This window comes from Serratia sp. CY32780 (assembly GCF_052169135.1).
Lineage (GTDB): Bacteria > Pseudomonadota > Gammaproteobacteria > Enterobacterales > Enterobacteriaceae > Serratia > Serratia sarumanii.
Map to the genome: position 1 here is coordinate 2,626,413 of NZ_JBJNLI010000001.1, position 19,648 is coordinate 2,646,060.

The 19,648-nt window shown below is 60.9% G+C and carries 22 protein-coding genes; 4 read left to right on the plus strand and 18 right to left on the minus strand.

From position 1 onward, the window contains the following. Positions 1-18: 18 nt before the first annotated feature. Positions 19-462, minus strand: coding sequence for a PTS sugar transporter subunit IIA (locus ACJ8HH_RS12670; protein ID WP_038876423.1), 444 nt, complete (start codon positions 460-462; stop codon positions 19-21). A 310-nt stretch (positions 463-772) separates the two neighbouring features. Here ACJ8HH_RS12670 and ACJ8HH_RS12675 point away from each other — a divergent pair, with 310 nt between their 5' ends. Continuing rightward, a complete protein-coding gene (locus tag ACJ8HH_RS12675) occupies positions 773-1,792 on the plus strand; it encodes a LacI family DNA-binding transcriptional regulator (protein ID WP_038876425.1) in 1,020 nt (339 codons plus the stop codon). A 54-nt stretch (positions 1,793-1,846) separates the two neighbouring features. Here ACJ8HH_RS12675 and yfcD read toward each other — a convergent pair whose 3' ends face one another. After that, on the minus strand, positions 1,847-2,392 hold the full coding sequence (gene yfcD / locus ACJ8HH_RS12680) for an NUDIX hydrolase YfcD (protein WP_004936086.1): 546 nt from the start codon (positions 2,390-2,392) through the stop codon (positions 1,847-1,849). 99 nt (positions 2,393-2,491) lie between these two features. Then, on the minus strand, positions 2,492-3,043 hold the full coding sequence (gene yfcE / locus ACJ8HH_RS12685) for a phosphodiesterase (protein WP_033635338.1): 552 nt from the start codon (positions 3,041-3,043) through the stop codon (positions 2,492-2,494). Between the two features lie 233 nt (positions 3,044-3,276). Here yfcE and yfcG point away from each other — a divergent pair, with 233 nt between their 5' ends. The 3 genes from yfcG (at position 3,277) to ACJ8HH_RS12700 (ending at position 5,319) form a co-directional block, all read left to right on the plus strand. Beyond that, the gene (gene yfcG / locus ACJ8HH_RS12690; RefSeq protein ID WP_033648056.1) at positions 3,277-3,906 is read left to right on the plus strand and encodes a GSH-dependent disulfide bond oxidoreductase; all 630 of its coding nucleotides are present in this window, start codon (positions 3,277-3,279) and stop codon (positions 3,904-3,906) included. A gap of 110 nt (positions 3,907-4,016) precedes the next feature. Further along, positions 4,017-4,388 (plus strand): dihydroneopterin triphosphate 2'-epimerase, encoded by a 372-nt coding sequence (folX, locus tag ACJ8HH_RS12695; RefSeq protein ID WP_033635340.1) that lies wholly within the window; start codon positions 4,017-4,019, stop codon positions 4,386-4,388. 16 nt (positions 4,389-4,404) lie between these two features. After that, complete coding sequence (locus ACJ8HH_RS12700) at positions 4,405-5,319, plus strand: TIGR01777 family oxidoreductase (protein ID WP_060425854.1); 915 nt, start codon at positions 4,405-4,407, stop codon at positions 5,317-5,319. 7 nt (positions 5,320-5,326) lie between these two features. Here ACJ8HH_RS12700 and hisP read toward each other — a convergent pair whose 3' ends face one another. From hisP to ACJ8HH_RS12775, 15 genes are all read right to left on the minus strand, one after another. Then, positions 5,327-6,100, minus strand: coding sequence for a histidine ABC transporter ATP-binding protein HisP (gene hisP, locus ACJ8HH_RS12705; RefSeq protein WP_004936098.1), 774 nt, complete (start codon positions 6,098-6,100; stop codon positions 5,327-5,329). Positions 6,101-6,121: 21 nt separating this feature from the next. Next, positions 6,122-6,826 carry an ABC transporter permease gene (locus tag ACJ8HH_RS12710; protein WP_033635343.1) on the minus strand — a complete coding sequence of 235 codons (705 nt, stop codon included), beginning with the start codon at positions 6,824-6,826 and terminating at the stop codon, positions 6,122-6,124. Further along, the gene (locus ACJ8HH_RS12715) at positions 6,823-7,509 is read right to left on the minus strand and encodes a histidine ABC transporter permease HisQ (RefSeq protein WP_033635345.1); all 687 of its coding nucleotides are present in this window, start codon (positions 7,507-7,509) and stop codon (positions 6,823-6,825) included. Before ACJ8HH_RS12715 ends, ACJ8HH_RS12710 begins: the two co-directional genes overlap by 4 nt. Before the next feature lie 82 nt (positions 7,510-7,591). Then, positions 7,592-8,374 (minus strand): histidine ABC transporter substrate-binding protein HisJ, encoded by a 783-nt coding sequence (hisJ, locus tag ACJ8HH_RS12720; protein ID WP_033635346.1) that lies wholly within the window; start codon positions 8,372-8,374, stop codon positions 7,592-7,594. A 304-nt stretch (positions 8,375-8,678) separates the two neighbouring features. Then, entirely contained in the window at positions 8,679-9,251 is a 573-nt protein-coding gene (locus ACJ8HH_RS12725; protein ID WP_033635347.1) for a UbiX family flavin prenyltransferase, read from the minus strand. 132 nt (positions 9,252-9,383) lie between these two features. Beyond that, a complete protein-coding gene (gene purF / locus ACJ8HH_RS12730; RefSeq protein ID WP_033653751.1) occupies positions 9,384-10,901 on the minus strand; it encodes an amidophosphoribosyltransferase in 1,518 nt (505 codons plus the stop codon). Between the two features lie 21 nt (positions 10,902-10,922). Further along, on the minus strand, positions 10,923-11,423 hold the full coding sequence (cvpA, locus tag ACJ8HH_RS12735; protein WP_004936119.1) for a colicin V production protein: 501 nt from the start codon (positions 11,421-11,423) through the stop codon (positions 10,923-10,925). A gap of 234 nt (positions 11,424-11,657) precedes the next feature. Continuing rightward, positions 11,658-12,395: a cell division protein DedD gene (dedD, locus tag ACJ8HH_RS12740; protein WP_033648058.1), complete on the minus strand. Its 738-nt coding sequence runs from the start codon at positions 12,393-12,395 to the stop codon at positions 11,658-11,660. Beyond that, a complete protein-coding gene (gene folC, locus ACJ8HH_RS12745; RefSeq protein ID WP_060437717.1) occupies positions 12,396-13,661 on the minus strand; it encodes a bifunctional tetrahydrofolate synthase/dihydrofolate synthase in 1,266 nt (421 codons plus the stop codon). A gap of 191 nt (positions 13,662-13,852) precedes the next feature. After that, complete coding sequence (gene accD / locus ACJ8HH_RS12750; RefSeq protein WP_025303691.1) at positions 13,853-14,761, minus strand: acetyl-CoA carboxylase, carboxyltransferase subunit beta; 909 nt, start codon at positions 14,759-14,761, stop codon at positions 13,853-13,855. A gap of 232 nt (positions 14,762-14,993) precedes the next feature. After that, the gene (locus tag ACJ8HH_RS12755; RefSeq protein ID WP_019453745.1) at positions 14,994-15,656 is read right to left on the minus strand and encodes a DedA family protein; all 663 of its coding nucleotides are present in this window, start codon (positions 15,654-15,656) and stop codon (positions 14,994-14,996) included. Between the two features lie 78 nt (positions 15,657-15,734). Next, the gene (gene truA, locus ACJ8HH_RS12760; RefSeq protein WP_033635351.1) at positions 15,735-16,556 is read right to left on the minus strand and encodes a tRNA pseudouridine(38-40) synthase TruA; all 822 of its coding nucleotides are present in this window, start codon (positions 16,554-16,556) and stop codon (positions 15,735-15,737) included. Beyond that, positions 16,556-17,566: an aspartate-semialdehyde dehydrogenase gene (locus tag ACJ8HH_RS12765; RefSeq protein ID WP_033635352.1), complete on the minus strand. Its 1,011-nt coding sequence runs from the start codon at positions 17,564-17,566 to the stop codon at positions 16,556-16,558. The genes truA and ACJ8HH_RS12765 overlap by 1 nt, the downstream gene beginning before the upstream one ends. Before the next feature lie 110 nt (positions 17,567-17,676). Further along, entirely contained in the window at positions 17,677-18,798 is a 1,122-nt protein-coding gene (pdxB, locus tag ACJ8HH_RS12770; RefSeq protein ID WP_039564969.1) for a 4-phosphoerythronate dehydrogenase PdxB, read from the minus strand. A 53-nt stretch (positions 18,799-18,851) separates the two neighbouring features. After that, entirely contained in the window at positions 18,852-19,625 is a 774-nt protein-coding gene (locus ACJ8HH_RS12775; protein ID WP_033635354.1) for an AraC family transcriptional regulator, read from the minus strand. Positions 19,626-19,648 lie beyond the last annotated feature (23 nt).

Here is a 19,648-nt window from a genome sequence, read left to right on the forward strand (position 1 = left end):
GTTCCTGGTGATTAAGCGTTAATAGCGGGCGATAATATCCTCGATTTGCCGTTTATCTTTGGCGTGAAATAACGCCTCCATGGCCTGATTGTCTGAAAATAATTCCGCCAGTTGCGAAATCAATTCGATGTGGCTGTCGCCGTCGGGCGCCGAAAGCATCACCACCACCTGAACCGGATCGTTATCCGCGGAATGAAAGTTCACCCCCTGATGGATCTTCAACAGCGATAATCCCAACGCGTTGGCGCCCTCTTCGGGCCGGGCGTGCGGCATGGCGATGCCCGGCGCCAGGACAAAGTAAGGCCCGAGCTTCTCCTGCTGATGAAAGATGGCCGTCAGGTAATTCGGCGTGATCACGCCGTCTTGCAGCAGCGGCTGCGCACTCAGCGTTACCGCCTGGCGCCAGTCCTCCACCCGTTCGCACAGCTGTATATGATCGGCGGTCAGCCACTCTTTCAGCACGTTACCCTCCTAAAGGTTGATGGTTTCGGCCGGTGATTAATTCACCGACGACGGTAAAACTTTAATCAACCCCACCCGGCCACACAGTGATGGATATCACAAAGATAGCGCTACCAAAGCGCTATCATGCAGATCTGTGATAGCGCTATCAAAACGCCGCGCCGCGGCATGGCGTTAACCACAATTTTTTCTCGCTATTTCGGGTAACGGGGTAGAATGTGCCGCATACGGGGATTGTCGAAGCCGCGCCGTCGGCTTCCCGCCCTCACCATTTTTATGCGCCGCGCGCGCATTTCAGTCGGGATTAGGCATGTCGATCGGTAAAAAACGACGCAGCACGGGCAGGGTGACGTTGGCTGACGTAGCGCAGCTGGCGGGCGTCGGCACCATGACGGTGTCGCGCGCGCTGCGCACGCCGGAGCAGGTTTCAGACAAACTGCGCGAGAAGATTGAAGCCGCGGTGAGCGAACTGGGGTATCTGCCCAACCTGGCCGCCAGTTCGCTGGCGTCGGCCTCGTCCTACACCATCGCCATGGTGGTGCCCAGCCTGTCCGAATCCGGCTGCGCCGAGATGTTCGCCGGCCTGCAGAAAGTGCTGCAGCCGGCCGGTTATCACATCATGCTGGCGGAGTCGCAGCACCATCTGGAGCGCGAAGAGAAATTGCTGGAGACCCTGCTCTCTTACAACCTGGCGGCGGCGGTGCTGCTCAGCGTCGAGCATTCGCAAAACGCCCGCAACGCGCTGATCGCCGCCAACATTCCGGTGGTGGAGATCGGCGCCGTGCGCGCCGATCCGATCGACATGAGCATCGGCATCGACTACGTGGCGGCCATGTATCAGCTGACGCAAACGGTGATCGCCAGCGGCTATCAGAACATCGGGCTGCTGTGCGCCAATCAGGAACAGTGGATCTTCCAGCAGCACCTGCAGGGCTGGCACAAGGCGCTGCTGCGCAACCATATGTCGCCGCATCGGGTGATCAACGCCGCACAGCCCGCCAGCTTCAGCACCGGCGCGCAGCAGCTGCCGGAATTCCTGCTGGCCTGGCCGGAGCTGGACGCGCTGGTGTGCGCCTCGGACGAACTGGCCGGCGGCGCGCTGTATGAATGCCAACGGCGGCGCATCAAGGTGCCGGACAATCTGGCGGTGGTGGGGTTCGGCAACAGCGAGTTCAGCCGGGTCTGCCAACCGCCGCTGACCACCATGACCATTCCGCATCGCGACATCGGCATCCAGGCCGGCCAGGCGCTGCTGGCGCGCCTGAACGAGCAACCCTGGCTGCCGGCAGGCTCCCTGCCCGCCACGCTGTGCCGCCGCGACAGCTGCTGAATCCGCGCCATAAAAAAAGCCGGTCGATGACCGGCTTTCTCACGCGTTGGCGTCTCAGTGGTTGTCGAGCGGCTTACCGTAATCCTGTTCGTTGTTGCGCGTCAGCCACAGCGACAGCGCCTTCAGCGAATCCGGGGTAAACTCGTCGCAGCGCGCGGTGATCTCTTCCGGCGTCAGCCAGCACACCTCGGCCACTTCTTCTTCCTGCAGCGCGAACGGGCCGTGCGATACGCAGCTGAACAGCGCGCCCCACACCCGGCACTGCTCTTCTTCGAAGTAGAACAGACCGTGTTCGGCGAAAGGCACACCGGCGATGCCCAGCTCTTCTTCCGCCTCGCGGCGCGCCGAATCCAGCACGTTTTCACCGCTTTGCACTACGCCACCCGCCGTTGCGTCCAACCAGCCCGGGTAGAAGTCCTTGATCTCGGTGCGACGCTGCACCAGAATTTTTCCCATCCCATCATGCACCACAATATAGGTAGCACGATGGCGCAGCCGCTCCGCCCGCATCTGTTGACGACTGGATTGAGCGATCACCTCGTTTTGCTCGTCGACGATATCAACCCATTCGGTATCTGCAGCCTGACCCTGTTCCGCCATCCTCTAAAACCTTCTATTTTGGCGCGATGCATCCCGCGCGCTGGTTAATCAATGAGTGTTTTTCAAAGATTTTTATTGTGTGTGTATAAATTAGTGCGTTTAGCGTGTTAACGCCACTTCCGCGACGACCTTGCCGTCGTCGAGCGTCAGCACGCGCAAAGTGCCCCGATCCAACATGCCGTAGCTGGCCGGAAAGCCCCCTTTGGGAATGCTGACCGAGCCCGGATTGAAGCAATAGATCTCACCCTGCCGCTCCGCCTGCGGCAGATGCGTATGGCCGTAGGCCAGGACGTCACCGCGGGATAACGGCGGCAGTGCCGAGGGATGATAAAGGTGACCGTGGGTCAAAAACAATCGTCTTTTTTGCAGTAAAACCTGTTGCCAGGGCGCCTCGATGGGAAACGTCAGCAGCATCTGATCGACCTCGCTGTCGCAATTGCCGCGAACGGCGATGATCTTGTCGCTATAGCGATTCAATCGTTCGGCAACCTGAGCAGGCTGATACCCGGCCGGCAGCGCGTTGCGCGGGCCGTGATTCAGCAAATCACCCAGAAGAATCAACCAGTCGGCGCCGTTTTGTGCGAACAATTCCAGCACGCGTTCGGTGGCCGGCAACGATCCGTGAATATCCGAGGCGAACATCAGCTTCATAACCTTGTCCTATAGAGGGAAATAAGCGCCATTTTACCGCGCCGGCGCCGTGCGGCAAACCGCCGTCCGCCCCGGTGGAGAATTGTGATCCAACCGCGCAGATAGCATCGGACGAATCCCACATAGCCTGCTATCCTTAGCTGCTATTGTTGGATCTCTGATATACCTTTGTGCGCGGCGAAGACCGCAGCAACGTGTAATGAATTACAGATCACCTTACCGCAGGAGGCAACATGATTGACCTGTATTACGCGCCTACTCCCAATGGTCACAAGATCACCTTGTTTTTGGAAGAGGTCGGCTTACCCTACCGTATCCATCGCGTAAACATCAGCGCCGGCGAGCAGTTCAAACCGGACTTTCTGAGCATTTCTCCCAACAACAAAATCCCGGCGATCGTCGATCAGCAACCGGTGGACGGCGGCGAGCCGATCAGCCTGTTCGAATCCGGTGAAATCCTGCTGTATCTGGCGGAGAAGACCGGCAAACTGCTGAGCAAGGGCCTGCGCGAACGTGCCGCCACCCTGCAGTGGCTGTTCTGGCAGGTGGCCGGGTTCGGGCCGATGCTCGGGCAGAATCACCACTTCAACCACTACGCGCCGCAGCCGGTGCCCTACGCCATCGAGCGTTATCATCTGGAGACCAAGCGGCTGTATGGCGTGCTGGAAGCCGAACTGCAAAAGCACCCGTACCTGGGCGGCGACAACTACAGCATCGCCGATATCGCCACCTACCCGTGGGTGGTGTCGCATCCGCGCCAGCGCATCGATCTGGCGGATTACCCGGCGGTGCGCAACTGGTTCGAACGCATCAGCAACCGCCCGGCGACCGAGCGCGCCTACAAACTGGCCGAACAAAGCTAAGTGCCTCCCCGACTCCCCTTTGACCGGGGAGTCACATCGTCGCTGCGTTATCATTTCCCTACTTTCCGTGTATTCTGAACGCCAATAATCAGACCTATGGAGAATCTCTGATGTCTTTCAGTCAACCCGACGCCGTTATCCGCATTAAAAATCTGCGGCTGCGCACGTTCATCGGTATCAAGGAAGAGGAAATCAACAACCGACAGGACATCCTGATCAACGTGGTGATCCACTACCCGGCGGACAAGGCGCGCAACAGCGAAGACATCGCCGATGCGCTCAACTACCGCACCATCACCAAAGCGATCATCCGCCATGTGGAAGATAACCGTTTCGCGTTGCTGGAAAAATTAACGCAGGATGTGCTCGATATCGTAAAAGAACACGCCTGGGTGACCTATGCTGAAGTGGAGATAGATAAACTTCTGGCTCTGCGCTACGCCGATTCTGTCTCCATGACCATGAGCTATCGCAGGGACTAACTCAGGGAGGTCGACCATGCGGATCCTGATCACCGGCGCAACGGGATTGATAGGCAGCAGCCTGACGGCCAGGCTGCTGGCGCTTTCTCACCATATTACGGTACTGACGCGAGACGAACGGCGGGCCCGGGCCCGGCTCGGCGACCAGCCGAGCTATTGGCGCACGCTGGACGACCGGCAGTCGCTGGATGACTTCGATGCGGTGATCAATCTGGCGGGCGAACCTATCGCCGACAAGCGCTGGAGCGCACAGCAGAAGCAGCGGCTGTGTCATAGCCGCTGGGATCTGACCGAACGCTTGGCGCAGCTGATCAAGGCCGGCAGCACGCCGCCCGGCGTGCTGATTTCCGGTTCCGCCGTTGGCTACTACGGCGATCAGGGGCAGGCGGTGGTCACCGAAGAGGAGCCGCCGCACGACGAATTCACCCACCAGCTGTGCCAACGCTGGGAAGCGCTGGCGCTGCAGGCGCAGAGCGACGCCACCCGCGTCTGCCTGCTGCGCACCGGCGTGGTGCTGGCGCCGCAGGGCGGCGCGCTGGCCAAAATGCTGCCGCCGTTCCGCTTCGGGCTGGGCGGCCCGATCGGCGACGGCCGCCAATACCTGCCGTGGATCCATCTCGACGATATGGTCAACGGCATTATTTATCTGCTGGATCACGCCACGCTCACCGGCCCGTTCAACATGGTCGCCCCCTACCCGGTGCATAACGAGCAGTTCGCCGCCCAATTGGCCAACGTGCTCGATCGCCCGGCGTTTCTGCGGGTGCCGGCGTTCGTCATGCGTTTGTTGATGGGGGAAGCGGCGGTGCTGGTGCTCGGCGGCCAGCGGGCGGTGCCGAAGCGGCTGGAGGAGGCCGGCTTCCACTTCCGCTATCTGGAGCTGGAGCAGGCGCTGGATGACGTGATTAATCAGCGGGCCGAAGCCCACTGATCTGAAGTTACTTCAACGCGCCGGACAGGAACTGCTGCAGGCGCGGGCTTTTGGGGTTGCCGAACAGCTCGGCCGGCGGCCCCTGTTCTTCAATCAACCCTTTGTGCAGGAAGATCACGTGGTTGGAAACGTGGCGCGCAAACTCCATTTCGTGCGTCACCACCACCATGGTTTTCCCCTCCTCCGCCAGCTTCTGCATGATGCGCAGCACCTCGCCCACCAGCTCGGGATCCAACGCTGACGTCGGTTCGTCAAACAGCAGCACTTCCGGCTCCATCGCCAACGCGCGGGCGATAGAAACGCGCTGCTGCTGGCCGCCCGACAGGTGCACCGGGTATTTGCCGCGCGCCCGCTCATCGATGCCCACCTTATCCAGATAACGCACCGCGCGCTCGTGCGCGTCGGCCTTGCTCAGCCCCAGCACCTGCACCGGCGCCTCCATCACGTTCTCCAACACCGTCATGTGGCTCCACAGGTTGAAATGCTGGAACACCATGGTCAGGCGAGTGCGCAGCAGCTGCAGCTGCTTCTTGTCGAACACCTTCAGCTGGCCGTCTTTGTCGCGCACCATGCGGATGTCTTCGTTGTTCAGGCTGATCGAGCCCTCGCTCGGCTTCTCGAGGAAGTTGATACAGCGCAGAAAGGTGCTTTTGCCGGAGCCGGAGGAGCCGATGATGCTGATCACATCCCCGGCGTTGGCCGCCAGCGAGACGCCCTTCAGCACTTCGTGGTCGCCATAGCGTTTGTGCAGTTCCGTGACGGCTAATTTATTCTCAGACATGGTTTTTCTTCCCGTCATTTATCAGTGACTAACGTGTGCCATCCAGCGTTTTTCAGCCTTGCGGAACAGGCTGATTAACACGTAGGAGATGATCAGGTACAGCACCGCCGCGATGCCGAAAGCGTAAAACGGCTGATAGGTCGCGGCGTTGATGTCGCGCGCAATCTTCAGCAGATCCGGCACGGTGGCGGTAAACGCCAGCGCGGTGGAGTGCAGCATCAGGATCACTTCGTTGCTGTAGGCCGGCAGCGCGGTGCGCAGCGCCGAAGGCAAAATGATGCAGCGATACATCTTGAAGCGCGAGAAACCGTAGGCGTTGGCGGCCTCGATTTCACCGTGCGGCACCGAGCGGATCGCCCCGGCGAAGATCTCGGTGGTATAGGCGCAGGTGTTGAGCGTCAGCGCCAGGATGGTGCAGTTGAGCCCGCTGCGGAAAAACGCATTGAGAAACTCGCTGCCGCGCACGATCTCGAGGCTGTACATGCCGGAGTAGAATACCAACAGCTGCACGTACAGCGGCGTGCCGCGAAACACGTAGGTATAGAGCCACACCGGGAAACGCACCCAGCGGATGGAAGAGACGCGCGCCACCGCCATCGGGATCGCCAGCAGCCCGCCCATCACCACCGAAGCGATCAGCAGCCACAGCGTTACCGCCACGCCGGTGAAGCGGTAGCCGTCGCTCCACAGCAGCGACTGCCAATACTGTTGCAAAATCTCGATCATAGCTCGGCCCTCTTGACGCCCAGTGAGTAACGCCGTTCAAGCCACAGCAGCACGCCGTTGGAAACGGTCGTGAAGATCAGGTACACCACGCCGGCCACGATGGCGAAGAAGAACGGCTGATAGGTGCCTTTCCCCGCCAGCTGAGTGGCTTTCACCACGTCGTTCAGGCCGAGGATCGACACCAGCGCCGTCGCCTTCAGGATCACCTGCCAGTTATTGCCGATGCCCGGCAAGGCGAAACGCATCATCGCCGGGAACAGAATGCGCCGGAAGATCTGCGCACCGCTGAAGCCGTAGGCCGTCGCCGCTTCGATCTGCCCTTTCGGCACCGCCAGATAGGCGCCGCGGAAGGTCTCGGTAAAATAAGCGCCGTAGATAAAGCCGAGGGTAATGATGCCGGCGCCGAGCGGATCGATATCGATCTGCGAGAAGCCCAGCAGCGTAGTGATATTGTTCAGCGCGATTTGCAGACCGTAAAAGATCAGCAGCATCAGCACCAGATCGGGCACGCCGCGGATCAGCGTGGTGTAAGCGCCGAACAGGCCGGAAATAAGGGGGTTGTGGGAGAGTTTGCCGCCGGCGCCGATCAACCCGATCACCACCGCCAACAATACGGAACTGAGGGCCAACTCCAGCGTCACCAGAGCCCCCTCGAAAATCAGTTGGGAATAGCCTTGCAGCATCTACTTCACCCTGTGGTCTAGGATCCGAACCATCGGGGCCGGCACACCGGCCCCGCAGTCACAGCATGGAACGGTTAGCGGATTACCCGCCGTAGACGTCAAAGTCGAAGTACTTTTTCGCGTATTTATCGTAGGTGCCGTCTTTGCGCATTTCGGCGAAGGCTTTATCCAGCGCGGCTTTCAGCTCGGTATCGGCTTTGCGCAGCCCCATGCCGGTGCCGACGCCGAAGAATTTGTCATCCTTCACCGATTCGCCGGCGAACGCGTAGTCTTTGCCCGGCGGCTGTTTCAGGAAGCCATCGCTGCCCGCAACTTCATCCTGGAAGGCGGCGTCGATGCGCCCGGACGCCAGATCGGCGTAGACCAGATCCTGGTTCTGGTAAGGCACCACCGTGACGCCCTTCGGCTGCCACATAGCGTTGGCGTAGGCTTCCTGGGTAGTGCCCTGCAGCACGCCCACGCTCTTGCCTTTCAGGGCGTCCACGGTAGGTAACAGCTTGGAGCCCTTCGGCGCGATCAGACGCGCGTTGGCGGCATACAGCTTGTCGGTAAAGGCGATTTCCTGCTGGCGTTTTTCAGTGATGGACAGCGAAGAGATGATGGCGTCGATTTTCTTCGCCTTGAGGGATGGGATCAGCGCGTCAAAGTCGCTCTCCACGAAGGTGCATTGGGTATTTATGCGTTTGCACAGCTCTTTGGCCAAATCGATATCGAAGCCGACCAGCTCGCCTTTGGCGTTTTTGGATTCAAACGGCGCATAAGTCGGATCGGTGCCGATCTTCAATGTCGATGGGATAGCGGCGAATGCGCTGTTTGCGGCCGCCAAAGCCAAGACTAAAGGAAGAACCTTAACCAGCTTTTTCATAAATTACCCTCAAATTGATTTTTTTGATGCCACTACGGGCATTACTTTTCCCCACCAAATCAATTTGCAGTAATCGTGCCACATTAGGTGCTACGGGCGGAGGGAACGGCTCCGGCCTTCACAATACTGTTTCCTGGGACGATAACCGCAAAATTAAATCGGCCGCTCGGGGCCGCGCCACTGGCAGCCGCGACAAGGCAGCGCCATGAAACAGTGAACGTGATGAAGTAGGATCATTATGGTGCATGCGCCGCCCTAATTCAGTGCGGTGTTGCACAAATGTGCCAATTTGGGGATGAAAATGTTAACTAACGCCCTGCCAACGGGTGAACAGATCGGCCGGCAGTTCGATATCAAACTGATCGATCACCCGATTGACGGTCTGATCGATGATGTCTTCCACGCTTTTCGGCTGGTGATAAAACGCCGGCACCGGCGGCATGATCACCGCCCCCATCTCCGCCGCCTGGGTCATCAACCGCAGGTGACCCAAATGCAGCGGCGTTTCCCGCACGCACAGCACCAAACGGCGGCGCTCTTTGAGCACCACGTCGGCGGCGCGAGTCAGCAGCCCGTCGCTGTAACTGTTGACGATGCCGGACAGCGTTTTGACTGAGCATGGCAGGATCGCCATGCCCAGGGTTTTGAAGGAGCCGGAGGAGATGCCGGCGGCGATGTCGCGCGCATCGTGCACCACGTCGGCCAGCGCCTGCACTTCCCGCAGGCTGTACGGCGTTTCCAGCGCCAGCGTCTGTCTGGCCGCGTTGCTCATCACCAGATGGGTTTCCACCTCTGCGACGTCGCGCAAAACCTGTAACAGGCGCACGCCGTAGATGGCGCCGCTGGCGCCGGAAATGCCGATGATGAGTCGTTTCATGGAAAATGGCCTCTGCCGTAAAAAGTAAGATCAGGCAGACTTTGCCGCAATGGCGAGGGATAAGCAAGCTCACAGGAGCAAGGCGCACCGCCGCAGACGCGGCGATGCACCCTGATGGATCAACGCAGGCGGTTAGCCTTCGTTATGCAGTTCCAGATTTTCCGCTTCGGTTTGCACCCGCAGCGCCTTGGCGTCGTCGTTGCGCAGCGACTCCAGGTATTCCAGATAGCTTTGATCGACGTCTTTGGTCACGTAGATGCCGTTGAACACCGAGCATTCGAACTGGGTGATGTCCGGGTTCTCTTCGCGCACCGCTTCGATCAGATCGTCGAGGTCCTGGAAAATCAGCCCATCGGCGCCGATAATCTGGCGGATTTCATCCACTTCGCGCCCGTGGGCGATCAGTTCGTTGGCGCTCGGCATGTCGATGCCGTAAACGTTCGGGAAACGCACTTCCGGCGCGGCGGAAGCCAGGTACACCCGCTTGGCGCCCGCTTCGCGCGCCATCTCGACGATCTGTTCCGACGTGGTGCCGCGCACGATGGAGTCATCCACCAGCAGCACGTTCTTGTCGCGGAACTCGGCGCGGTTGGCGTTCAGCTTGCGGCGCACCGACTGGCGACGCGCCTGCTGGCCCGGCATGATGAAGGTGCGGCCGACGTAGCGGTTCTTCACAAAGCCCTGGCGGTAGGGCTTCTCGAGAATGCGCGCGATCTCCAGCGCGATGTCGCAGGAGGTTTCCGGAATCGGGATCACCACGTCGATATCCAGATCTTCCCACTCGCGGGCAATCTTCTCGCCCAGCTTCTGGCCCATGCGCACGCGGGCGCTGTAGACCGAGATCTTGTCCATAAAGGAGTCCGGGCGCGCGAAATAAACGTATTCGAACAGGCACGGGTTGGTTTTCGGGTTCTCTGCGCACTGGCGGGTGAACAGCTGGCCCTTGGTGGTGATATACACCGCTTCGCCCGGCGCCACGTCGCGCAGGAACTCAAAGCCCAGGGTATCCAGCGCCACGCTTTCGGAAGCCACCATGTACTCGCTGCGGCCATCCTCCAGCGTGCGCTTGCCGATCACCAACGGGCGAATGCCGTTCGGATCGCGGAACGCCAGCAGACCGTGGCCGATGATCATCGCCACGCAGGCGTAAGCGCCGCGCAGTTGCTGATGCATGGCGGCGACCGCGGTAAAGATGTTGTCGGCCTCCAGCGGGTAGTGCGGGAAACGGTCCAGCTCGCTGGCCAGCACGTTCAGCAGGATTTCCGAGTCGGAGGTGGTGTTGACATGGCGGCGGCCGCTTTCGAACAGCTTTTGGCGCAGCTCATGGGCGTTGGTCAGGTTGCCATTGTGGGCCAGCGTAATGCCGAACGGCGAGTTGACGTAGAAAGGCTGGGCCTCAGAGGCGCTCGAGCTGCCGGCCGTCGGGTAACGCACATGGCCAATGCCCATGTTGCCCTGCAAGCGTTGCATATGGCGCGCCTCAAACACATCCTTCACCAGGCCGTTGGCTTTACGCAAACGGAACCCGTTGTGGGCGTCAATGGTGACGATGCCTGCGGCATCCTGGCCACGGTGCTGAAGCACCGTCAGCGCATCATAAATCGACTGGTTTACCGGCATGAAACCGGCGATACCGACAATACCGCACATGTTGTCTTTTCCTCATCAGCGCTACCGCCCCGGCAATTGGGTCGGCAAGAAACTCGACGTGCTCTGCAGGTAGTCAAAGAACCACCTGATGACGTAACTGAACTGGGGAATGAGCTGCGACTGTTTCCAGTCGGCACTCTGTGAAAAGCCAGTAAAGGTATCCAGGAAGAACAGGATCGCCGCGACGATCAATACTCCGCGCAGCGCGCCGAAGCAGATGCCCAGCACCCGGTCGGTGCCCGACAACCCGGTTTTCTCTACCAGTGAGCTAATCACATAGTTAACAATAGCCCCTACGATCAAGGTCGCGATGAACAAAATCGCGATCGCGATGCCGTTTCGCACCAGTTCATCTTCAAAACGAGTGAAATAGACCGCAAGGTAAGAGTAGAAATGGCTGGCAACAAAAAACGCACATCCCCATGTCACAAGTGACAATGCTTCGCGAACAAACCCTCGGATCAGGCTCACCAGAGCCGAAAATCCAATTACCGCTATAATGACGTAATCAATCCAGACCATGAACTATTCCAATGATGAATCGCCCCTGCATCCAATTCGCGGCGAATTCTAACAGAAAAAGAAAACGTTTGCGTAGGGGATTTCCTACCACGTTACAAATAAAAAGCGGCGATCAAAAAATTCTCAATCGCCGCGCCTACATAGGTGATTTCGCCTGTAAAAGGCGCGGTTTTTCTCGCTTTCTCTCCACCACTCCTTAATTCAGGGGCGCATCGTGCTGCGCCCCTGCGGGGTTTAACGGCCGTACGGCTTCACCTGCCCGCTCAGCCCGCTGATCGAGTTCAGCGACGGCAGCGCCGCCTGCAGCTTCTGCCTGGAGGCGTCTGGGCCGACGTAGATGCGGGTGATCTGCCCCTGCACCGGCGTTGACGGCACGGTAAAGGCGCGATAGCCCGAGAGGCGCAGCGAGGCGACAATCTCGTTCGCCTTGGCGGCGTTCTTCAGCGCCCCGAGCTGCACGACATAGGCTTGCCCTGCCGGCGCTTTTTCTTCCGCCGGTTTCGGCTGCGGCGCCGGCTCAGGTTTCGGCGTCGGCTCCGGCTTCGGCACCGGCTTCACTTCCACCGGCTTCGGTTGCGGTGCCGGTTTCGGTTTCACTTCCACCGGTTTGGTTTCCACCGGTTTCGGCTTGGGCTGCGGCACCGGCTGAGGACGCGTCTCGACCGGCGGCGGCGCCACCTGCGTCGGCTGCTGAGCGCTCTGCCGTACCGCCTGTTGCGCCGCCGCTTCATTGGCCGCCTGCTGCTCGACCAGCGCGCCCGCCCCTTCCGGCGGCTGCGCCGGCAGCGGTTGCGTCACTGGCGGCAGCACGTCGTTCTCTTCGACATCGCCCGGTTTCGGCACCAACGGAATGGCCGCAAATTCATCCTCGTAATGCTTCTTTTTGCCGTCCAGCAGCCCTGGCAGGATGATCACCCCCAGCGCCACCAGAATCACGGTTCCGACCAGTCGGTTCTGAAATTTACTCGCCACTCACACTCCCCGCATCTCGTCTAACGCCGCCATCACCTGCGCCACGGTGTGGAACGATCCACAGACGATCACAATATCCTGTTTATCAGCATCCTGCATAGCCTGCCGCCAGGCAGTTTCGACATCATTAAAGCGGCGCGGTTCCTTCAGATGTTGCGCCAGCTGTTCGACGCTGGCGCCGCGCGGCCCGTCCAGCGGCGCGCAGTACCATTCATCCACCTGCTCGCTCAGGCAGGCCAGCGTGCCGGCGATATCCTTGTCCGACAGCATGCCCACCACCGCGCGCACCTTGCCGCCTTCGCGCGGCAGTTTGGCCAGACGCCCGGCCAGATAGCCGGCGGCGTGCGGGTTGTGCGCCACGTCGAGGATCAGCGTCGGCTCCCGCCGCACGATCTGGAAACGCCCCGGCAGCGTCGCCAGCTGCAGCCCGGTGAAGATCGCGCGTTCGTCGATTTCCAGCGGGGAGCAGTTCAGCGCCGCCAGCGCGGTAGCGGCGTTGGCCAGCGGCACGTTCGGCGTCGGCAGATCGGTCAGCAGCGTGTCGCCGCCCTGCCACTGCCAGCGATCGCCCTGCTCGCTGAAGCTCCAGGCTTCGCCGCGGCGATACAGCGGCGCGCCCAGCGTTTCGGCAACCTGACGAATGCTGTCCGGCATGTCGGGTTCGCCCACCACCGCCGGCTTGCCGCTGCGGAAAATGCCGGCCTTCTCGCGGCCGATGCTTTCGCGATCGTTGCCCAGCCAGTCGGTGTGATCGAGCGCGATGCTGGTAATCACCGCCACGCTCGGATCGACGATATTGGTGGCGTCGAGACGCCCGCCCAGGCCCACTTCCAGGATCACCACGTCGAGCCGCGCCTGTTTGAACAGCTGCAGCGCCGACAGGGTGCCGAATTCGAAATAGGTCAGCGACGTTTCGCCGCGGCCGGCCTCAATGGCGGCGAACGAGCGGCTGTGCTCCGCTTCGCTCAGCTCTTCCCCTTGAATGCGCACGCGTTCGGTATAGCGCACCAGATGCGGCGAACTGTAGACGCCGACGCGCAGGCCGGCGGCCAGCAGAATGGCTTCGAGGGTGCGACAGGTGGTGCCTTTGCCGTTGGTGCCGGCAACGGTGAACACCGTGGGGGCGGGGGTCAGTAAATCCAGATGCGCCGCGACGCGCTGTACGCGCTCAAGGCCGAGTTCGATCGCCTGGCTGTGCAGACGTTCCAGATAATAAAGCCACGAGCTCAATGGCGACGTGGCTTGGGGAATTTGGTGGTTTTGCATGAGTCCCATCACTGAACTTGGGTTCATTAATCCATCAGGGCACCACCCTCACCGCGGTAAAGGCGATGCGCTTCGTGACTGCCGCCAGCCTGCAAACCGCAGCGAGATAGGCCACGGCCGGCAGGGAACGGGCATCAGCCGTCACTTAGCCACAAAGTGGCGGCTGAACCCGGGCGGGATCTGTCTTTGCCTCAGGCGTCGGCCTGCGGCTCCGGCTCAATGACCGGCGCGGCCTCATCGAAATGCGGCTGCGGCTGGTTGGTCAGCTTGGACAGAATGCTCGCCAACGTTTGGCGCATTTCCGGACGGCGAACGATCATGTCGATCGCGCCTTTTTCGATCAGGAACTCGCTGCGCTGGAAGCCCGGTGGCAGTTTCTCGCGCACGGTCTGCTCGATGACGCGCGGGCCGGCAAAGCCGATCAGCGCTTTCGGCTCGGCGATGTTGATGTCGCCCAGCATCGCCAGGCTGGCGGAAACGCCGCCCATGGTCGGGTCGGTCAGCACGGAGATGTACGGCAAGCCGCGCTCCTGCATCTTGGCCAACGCCGCGCTGGTTTTCGCCATCTGCATCAGCGACATCAGCGCTTCCTGCATGCGCGCGCCGCCGCTGGCGGAGAAGCACACCAGCGGACAGTTGTCCTCCAGCGCCTGCTCAACCGCACGCACGAAACGCGCGCCGACCACGGAAGACATCGAGCCGCCGATGAAGGCGAACTCGAAGGACGCAGCGACGATCGGCATGCCGTACAGCGTGCCCTTCATCACCACCAGCGCGTCTTTCTCGCCGGTCGCTTTCTGTGCGGCAACCAGACGATCTTTATAGCGCTTGGAATCCTTGAATTTCAGAACGTCCTTCGGCTCCAGATCGCTGCCCAGCTCCACTTCGCTGCCTTCGTCCAGCAGGGTATGCAGACGCGCGCGCGCGCCCATACGCATGTGGTGGTCGCACTTCGGACACACTTCCAGATTACGCTCCAGCTCGGCGCGGTAGAGGACCTGGCCGCAGCTGTCGCATTTGGTCCAGACCCCTTCAGGAATGCTCGCCTTACGGGTTTGTGTGATATTGCTCTTGTTAAGAATTCGTTCAATCCAGCTCATCGATGACCTTTCTGTTTGAACCTGGCACACGCCAGTCCGCTGTTCATGCTTTAACAATCCCCCTGAAAACACCCCAATGAAAAAATGCCCGTTCGCGGCGCGGCAAGCGCGGCGACTGAGGCATCGGCTTCAGGGTTGTTCGCAGGAACAGACCATAATGTCGCTCATTAAACCATATCGGCCCGACGCTGTGGACAAAAAACTGGTCGAACCGACAGGTTAAGCGATGTTTTTACTGTTTTTGCTGGCGGGCGGCCGCGCGCTTGTGGCGCCAAATTTCAATCACGCCCGGCAGAATCGAAACAATGATGATCCCGACGATCAACAGTTTCAGGTTCTCCTGCACCACCGGCAGATCGCCGAACAGGTAGCCAGCATAAGTGAAGAGCAGCACCCAAACCAGTGCGCCAATCACGTTGTAGGCGGCGAAGTGGCGATAGGACATATGCCCCATACCGGCGACGAACGGCGCAAAAGTACGCACGATCGGCACAAATCGCGCCAGAATAATCGTTTTTCCACCGTGCTTCTCATAAAACTGGTGCGTCTTGTCCAGGTAGCTGCGGCGGAAAATTTTCGAATTCGGGTTGCTGAACAGCTTCTCGCCGAACAACCGCCCGATAGTGTAGTTCACCGCATCGCCGAGGATCGCCGCCACCACCATCAACGCCACCATGGTGTGCACGTTCAGATCGTTGGTCGGCAACGCCGCCAGCGCGCCGGCGACAAACAGCAAAGAATCCCCCGGCAGGAACGGCGTCACCACCAGACCGGTTTCGCAAAACAGGATCAGGAACAGAATAGCGTAGACCCACATGCCGTATTGTGCGACCAGTTCGGCCAGGTGCACATCAATATGCAGAATGAAATCAATAATAAACTTGATGATGTCCATAAATTCTCTCATTGATACCGGGTGTTTCAATCACCCGGCAGAAGCACAAGGGAGCGACGCGTTCAGGCGTGCCGGCGTTTAATCGTCGGGCAAAAACAACGGCCCCATCGGCGGCCGCGGTAGACCAAAGTGGTCGGGATAATCCACGGCAACCAGATACAGCCCCTCGGCTCGCGCCGTCGCCGCCGCCAGATTGCGATCCTTCAGCGCCAGCAGCTCGGCCATCCAGTTCTCATCCTGATTGCCGCAGCCGATCTCCATCAGGCTGCCGACGATGTTGCGAACCATGTGATGCACAAAGGCATTCGCCTTGATATCTACCACAATATATTCGCCGTAGCGCGTAACCTTAACGTGTTTTACGCAGCGCCACGGGGTGCGCGACTGGCACTGCACCGCGCGAAACGAAGTGAAGTCGTTTTCGCCCAGCAGCGCCTGCGCCGCCCGATGCATGCGATCGGCGTCCAGCGGGTGATAAAAATGCGTCACTCCCTGTTGCAGCACCGCCGGCCGGTAGCGATGGTTGAAAATAATATAGCGGTAGCGGCGCGCGGTGGCGCTGAAGCGCGCGTGAAAATCGTCGGCGACGGGGCTCACCCAGCGCACCGCGATGTCCGGCGGCAGATGGGTGTTCACCCCCATCGTCCAGGCGGCGTCCTTGCGGCGCGCGGTGGTTTCGAAATGCACCACCTGCCCGGTGGCGTGCACTCCGGCGTCGGTGCGCCCGGCGCACAGCACGCTAATCGGCGCATCCGCCACCTTGCTCAACGCCTGCTCCAGGCGTTGCTGCACGCTGGCCACTTCTTGCTGCCGCTGCCAGCCGTAGTACCGGCTGCCGTCATATTCGATGCCCAGCGCAATTTTCAGCGTCGGCTGAGCGGGCGAGACCACCTCAGACATCAGTACATCTGCTCCTGCACCAGACGCTCGGCGGTTTCGACAGCCATCAACGCGCCGCCGAAGCGCACGTTGTCCGCCACCGTCCAGAACTGCAGCAGCTCGGGGATGCCGTAATCGTTACGCAGACAACCGATGCTGAGCGCATCGCTGCCGGAGGCGTCGGTGACCTGAGTCGGGTAATCGTCCTCTTCGCTCAGCTGAATGTCCTCGACCTCTTCCAGCTCGCTGCGCGCCTCTTCGGCGGACAGCGGGCGCAGCGCTTCCAGGTGCACCACCTGCGCGTGGCCGTAAAACACCGGCGACTGAACGCAGCTCACCGAAATCGGCAGCCCTTCATCCTGCAGCACCTTGCGCACCTGATCGACGATCAGGCGTTCTTCGCGCACGCTGCCCTGTTCGTCGGCAATCAGCGGCAACAGGTTGAACGCCAGCTGCTTGCCGAAAACGCCTTCCTCCGCCGGGATGCCGTTCAGCAGGCGTGCGCTCTGGCCGGCCAAGTCGTCCACCGCCGCCTTGCCGCGCGACGATACCGACATCAGCGTGGTGACGTGCAGACGCGACAGCCCCGCCTGTTCGGTCAGCGGCTTGATCGCCGTCAGCAGCTGGCTGACCATGCTATCGGCCACCGCTACGATATTGCGGTTGCGGTAATCCGCCAGCACCTGCGGGTTAACGCCCGGCACCACCAGCGGCACATCCGGCTCCATGGCGAACAGGCCGCTGGTGTCGATCACCAGGCAGCCCATGTTGCCGGCTTCTTCGGCATAGCGCGCGGAAGCGTCGCTGCCGGCGACGAAGAAGGCCAGCTGCGCCTGCGACCAGTCGAACTCTTCGGCGTTTTGCACCAAAAGAGACTTGCCGTTGAAGCGCACATTGGCGCCCGCGCTGCGTTCGCTTGCCAGAGGATAGAGCTCACCCACCGGGAACTGGCGATCCTGCAACAATTCCAGCAACGCTTCACCTACCGCGCCAGTGGCGCCGAGCAGCGCGATATTCCAGCCGTCAGACATCGGGTTTTCTCCAGAGTATTTCATTCATAAAAGCAGACGGGCAGTGCAGCCACCGCCCGATAATCTTTGCCGCTCACTGTAGCGGCGTTGGCTTAAGACAACCTTACGCGCTATGCCACGCTGAAGCCCAGCTTGCCGAGCAGCTCGGCGCTGGCGCTGTCATCGCATTGCACGGCCAGCGAAGACCACTCGCGGCGCTCCTGGTAGTGCTTGCGCAGGCGATCGAATTCGCCCGGTTGCCCGGCGACTTTGCGCAGCGGCGCATCATCGCGGCGCACATCATACACCAAGTGCATCAATCGTTTTAACCGCGCTTCATCCAGCGGCCCGTTGAGTCGGATCTGGCTGAACTCCGGCACCGGCAGCAGCGAGGCCAACGCCACCTGCTGCGGCTGCCCCAAATGGCGGCTGAACGCCTCGAACACCTGGGTGGTGCCGCGCGCCTTGCCTTCCAGCGTATACCCGGCGATGTGCGCAGTGCCGATATCCACCCGCGCCAGCAGCGGCAAGGAGAGATCCGGCTCCGGTTCCCACACGTCCAGCACCGTGCTCAGCTTTTTGCCTTTTTCCAGCGCCTGCAGCAGCGCGGCGTTATCCACCACCGGCCCGCGGCAGGCGTTGATCAGAATGCGGTTGTCCGGCAGCGCCGCCAACAGATCGGCGTCCGCCAGATGCAGCGAATGGTATCGGCCGGATTTATTCAGCGGCGTATGGAAGGTCAGCACGTCGGCCTCGGCCACCAGCTTCTCCAGCGGCCAGAATTCCCCGGCGTCGCCGCGATCGGCGCGCGGCGGATCGCACAGCAGCGTGCGCACGCCCAGCGCTTTGAGACGCGCGTCCAGGCGGGAACCGACGTTGCCCACGCCGACGATGCCGACGGTTTTATCCCGCAGGTGGAAGCCATCGCGTTCGGCCAGCAGCATCAAGGCAGAGAACACATACTCGACCACCGCAATGGCGTTGCAGCCCGGCGCGGCGGAAAAACCGATGCCCTGCCGTTGCAGCCAGGCGTCATCGACGTGATCGGTGCCGGCGGTGGCGGTGCCGACAAAGCCGATGCGGCTGCCGGCCAGCAAGGCTTCATTGACCTTGGTGACCGAACGCACCATCAGCGCATCGGCATCCGCCAGCGCCTCGCGCGGGATCGGGCGGCCCGGCACCGCCTGCACGTCGCCCAGGCGGCTGAACAGCTCGGCCGCGTACGGCATATTTTCATCAACCAGAATTTTCACTGCGTTCTCCGACGGTTTACGGCTATTTGTCTGCGAAATAGTGTGCCACTGAATCATGCACGGCGAAAGCGCTCAGGGGTGGTGCCGGCGATCTGCTGGAACATGACGATAAAGGCCGACGCGGAGCTGTAGCCGACGTCCAGCGCCACGTCCTGCACCGTCTTGCCCTGCTCGAGCAGCGACACGGCGTGCAAGAAACGCAGACGCTGGCGCCATTCGCTGAACGACATGCCCAGATCCTGCTGGCAGCGGCGCGACAGCGTACGCTCGGTGGTGTAGACCCGAGCCGCCCACGCCGCCAGCGAGGTGTTGTCCGCCGGGCAATGTTCCAACGCTTCCAGCACCGGCGCCAAAAACTTGTCGTCCGACGACGGCAGATAGGTTTGCTGGCGCGGCGACAGACGCAGCTGGTCGATCAGCACCTGGCACAGGCGCAAATCCTCCTCCGCCTGCGGAATGTACTGTTTGCGCGCATAGAAATCCTCGGCGATGGCGCGGAAGATTGGCGTCACGCTCACCAGGCAGGGATCGGCGGGCATGCCGGCGCACAGTGCCGGCGTGATGTCCACCATGCGGCACTGCGCCAGCCGTTGGTTGTAACAGGAGTGTTCGATGCCCGCCGGCGCCCACAGCACGAACTCCGGCGGCGCCAGAAAGCGCTGCCCGCCGATGCGCAGCACCATCACCCCGGCTTTAACCCACATCAACTGGCCCCAGGTGTGGCTGTGCGGCTGGAATTCGGTGCGCGCATTGAACTCCTCGCAGCGGAACTGCACCGGGTTGGGTGCCGGGATCAGCGACTCGGGGAAATGGCGGATTTCTGGCATGGTTTCGTCCCGTGATTTGTCTT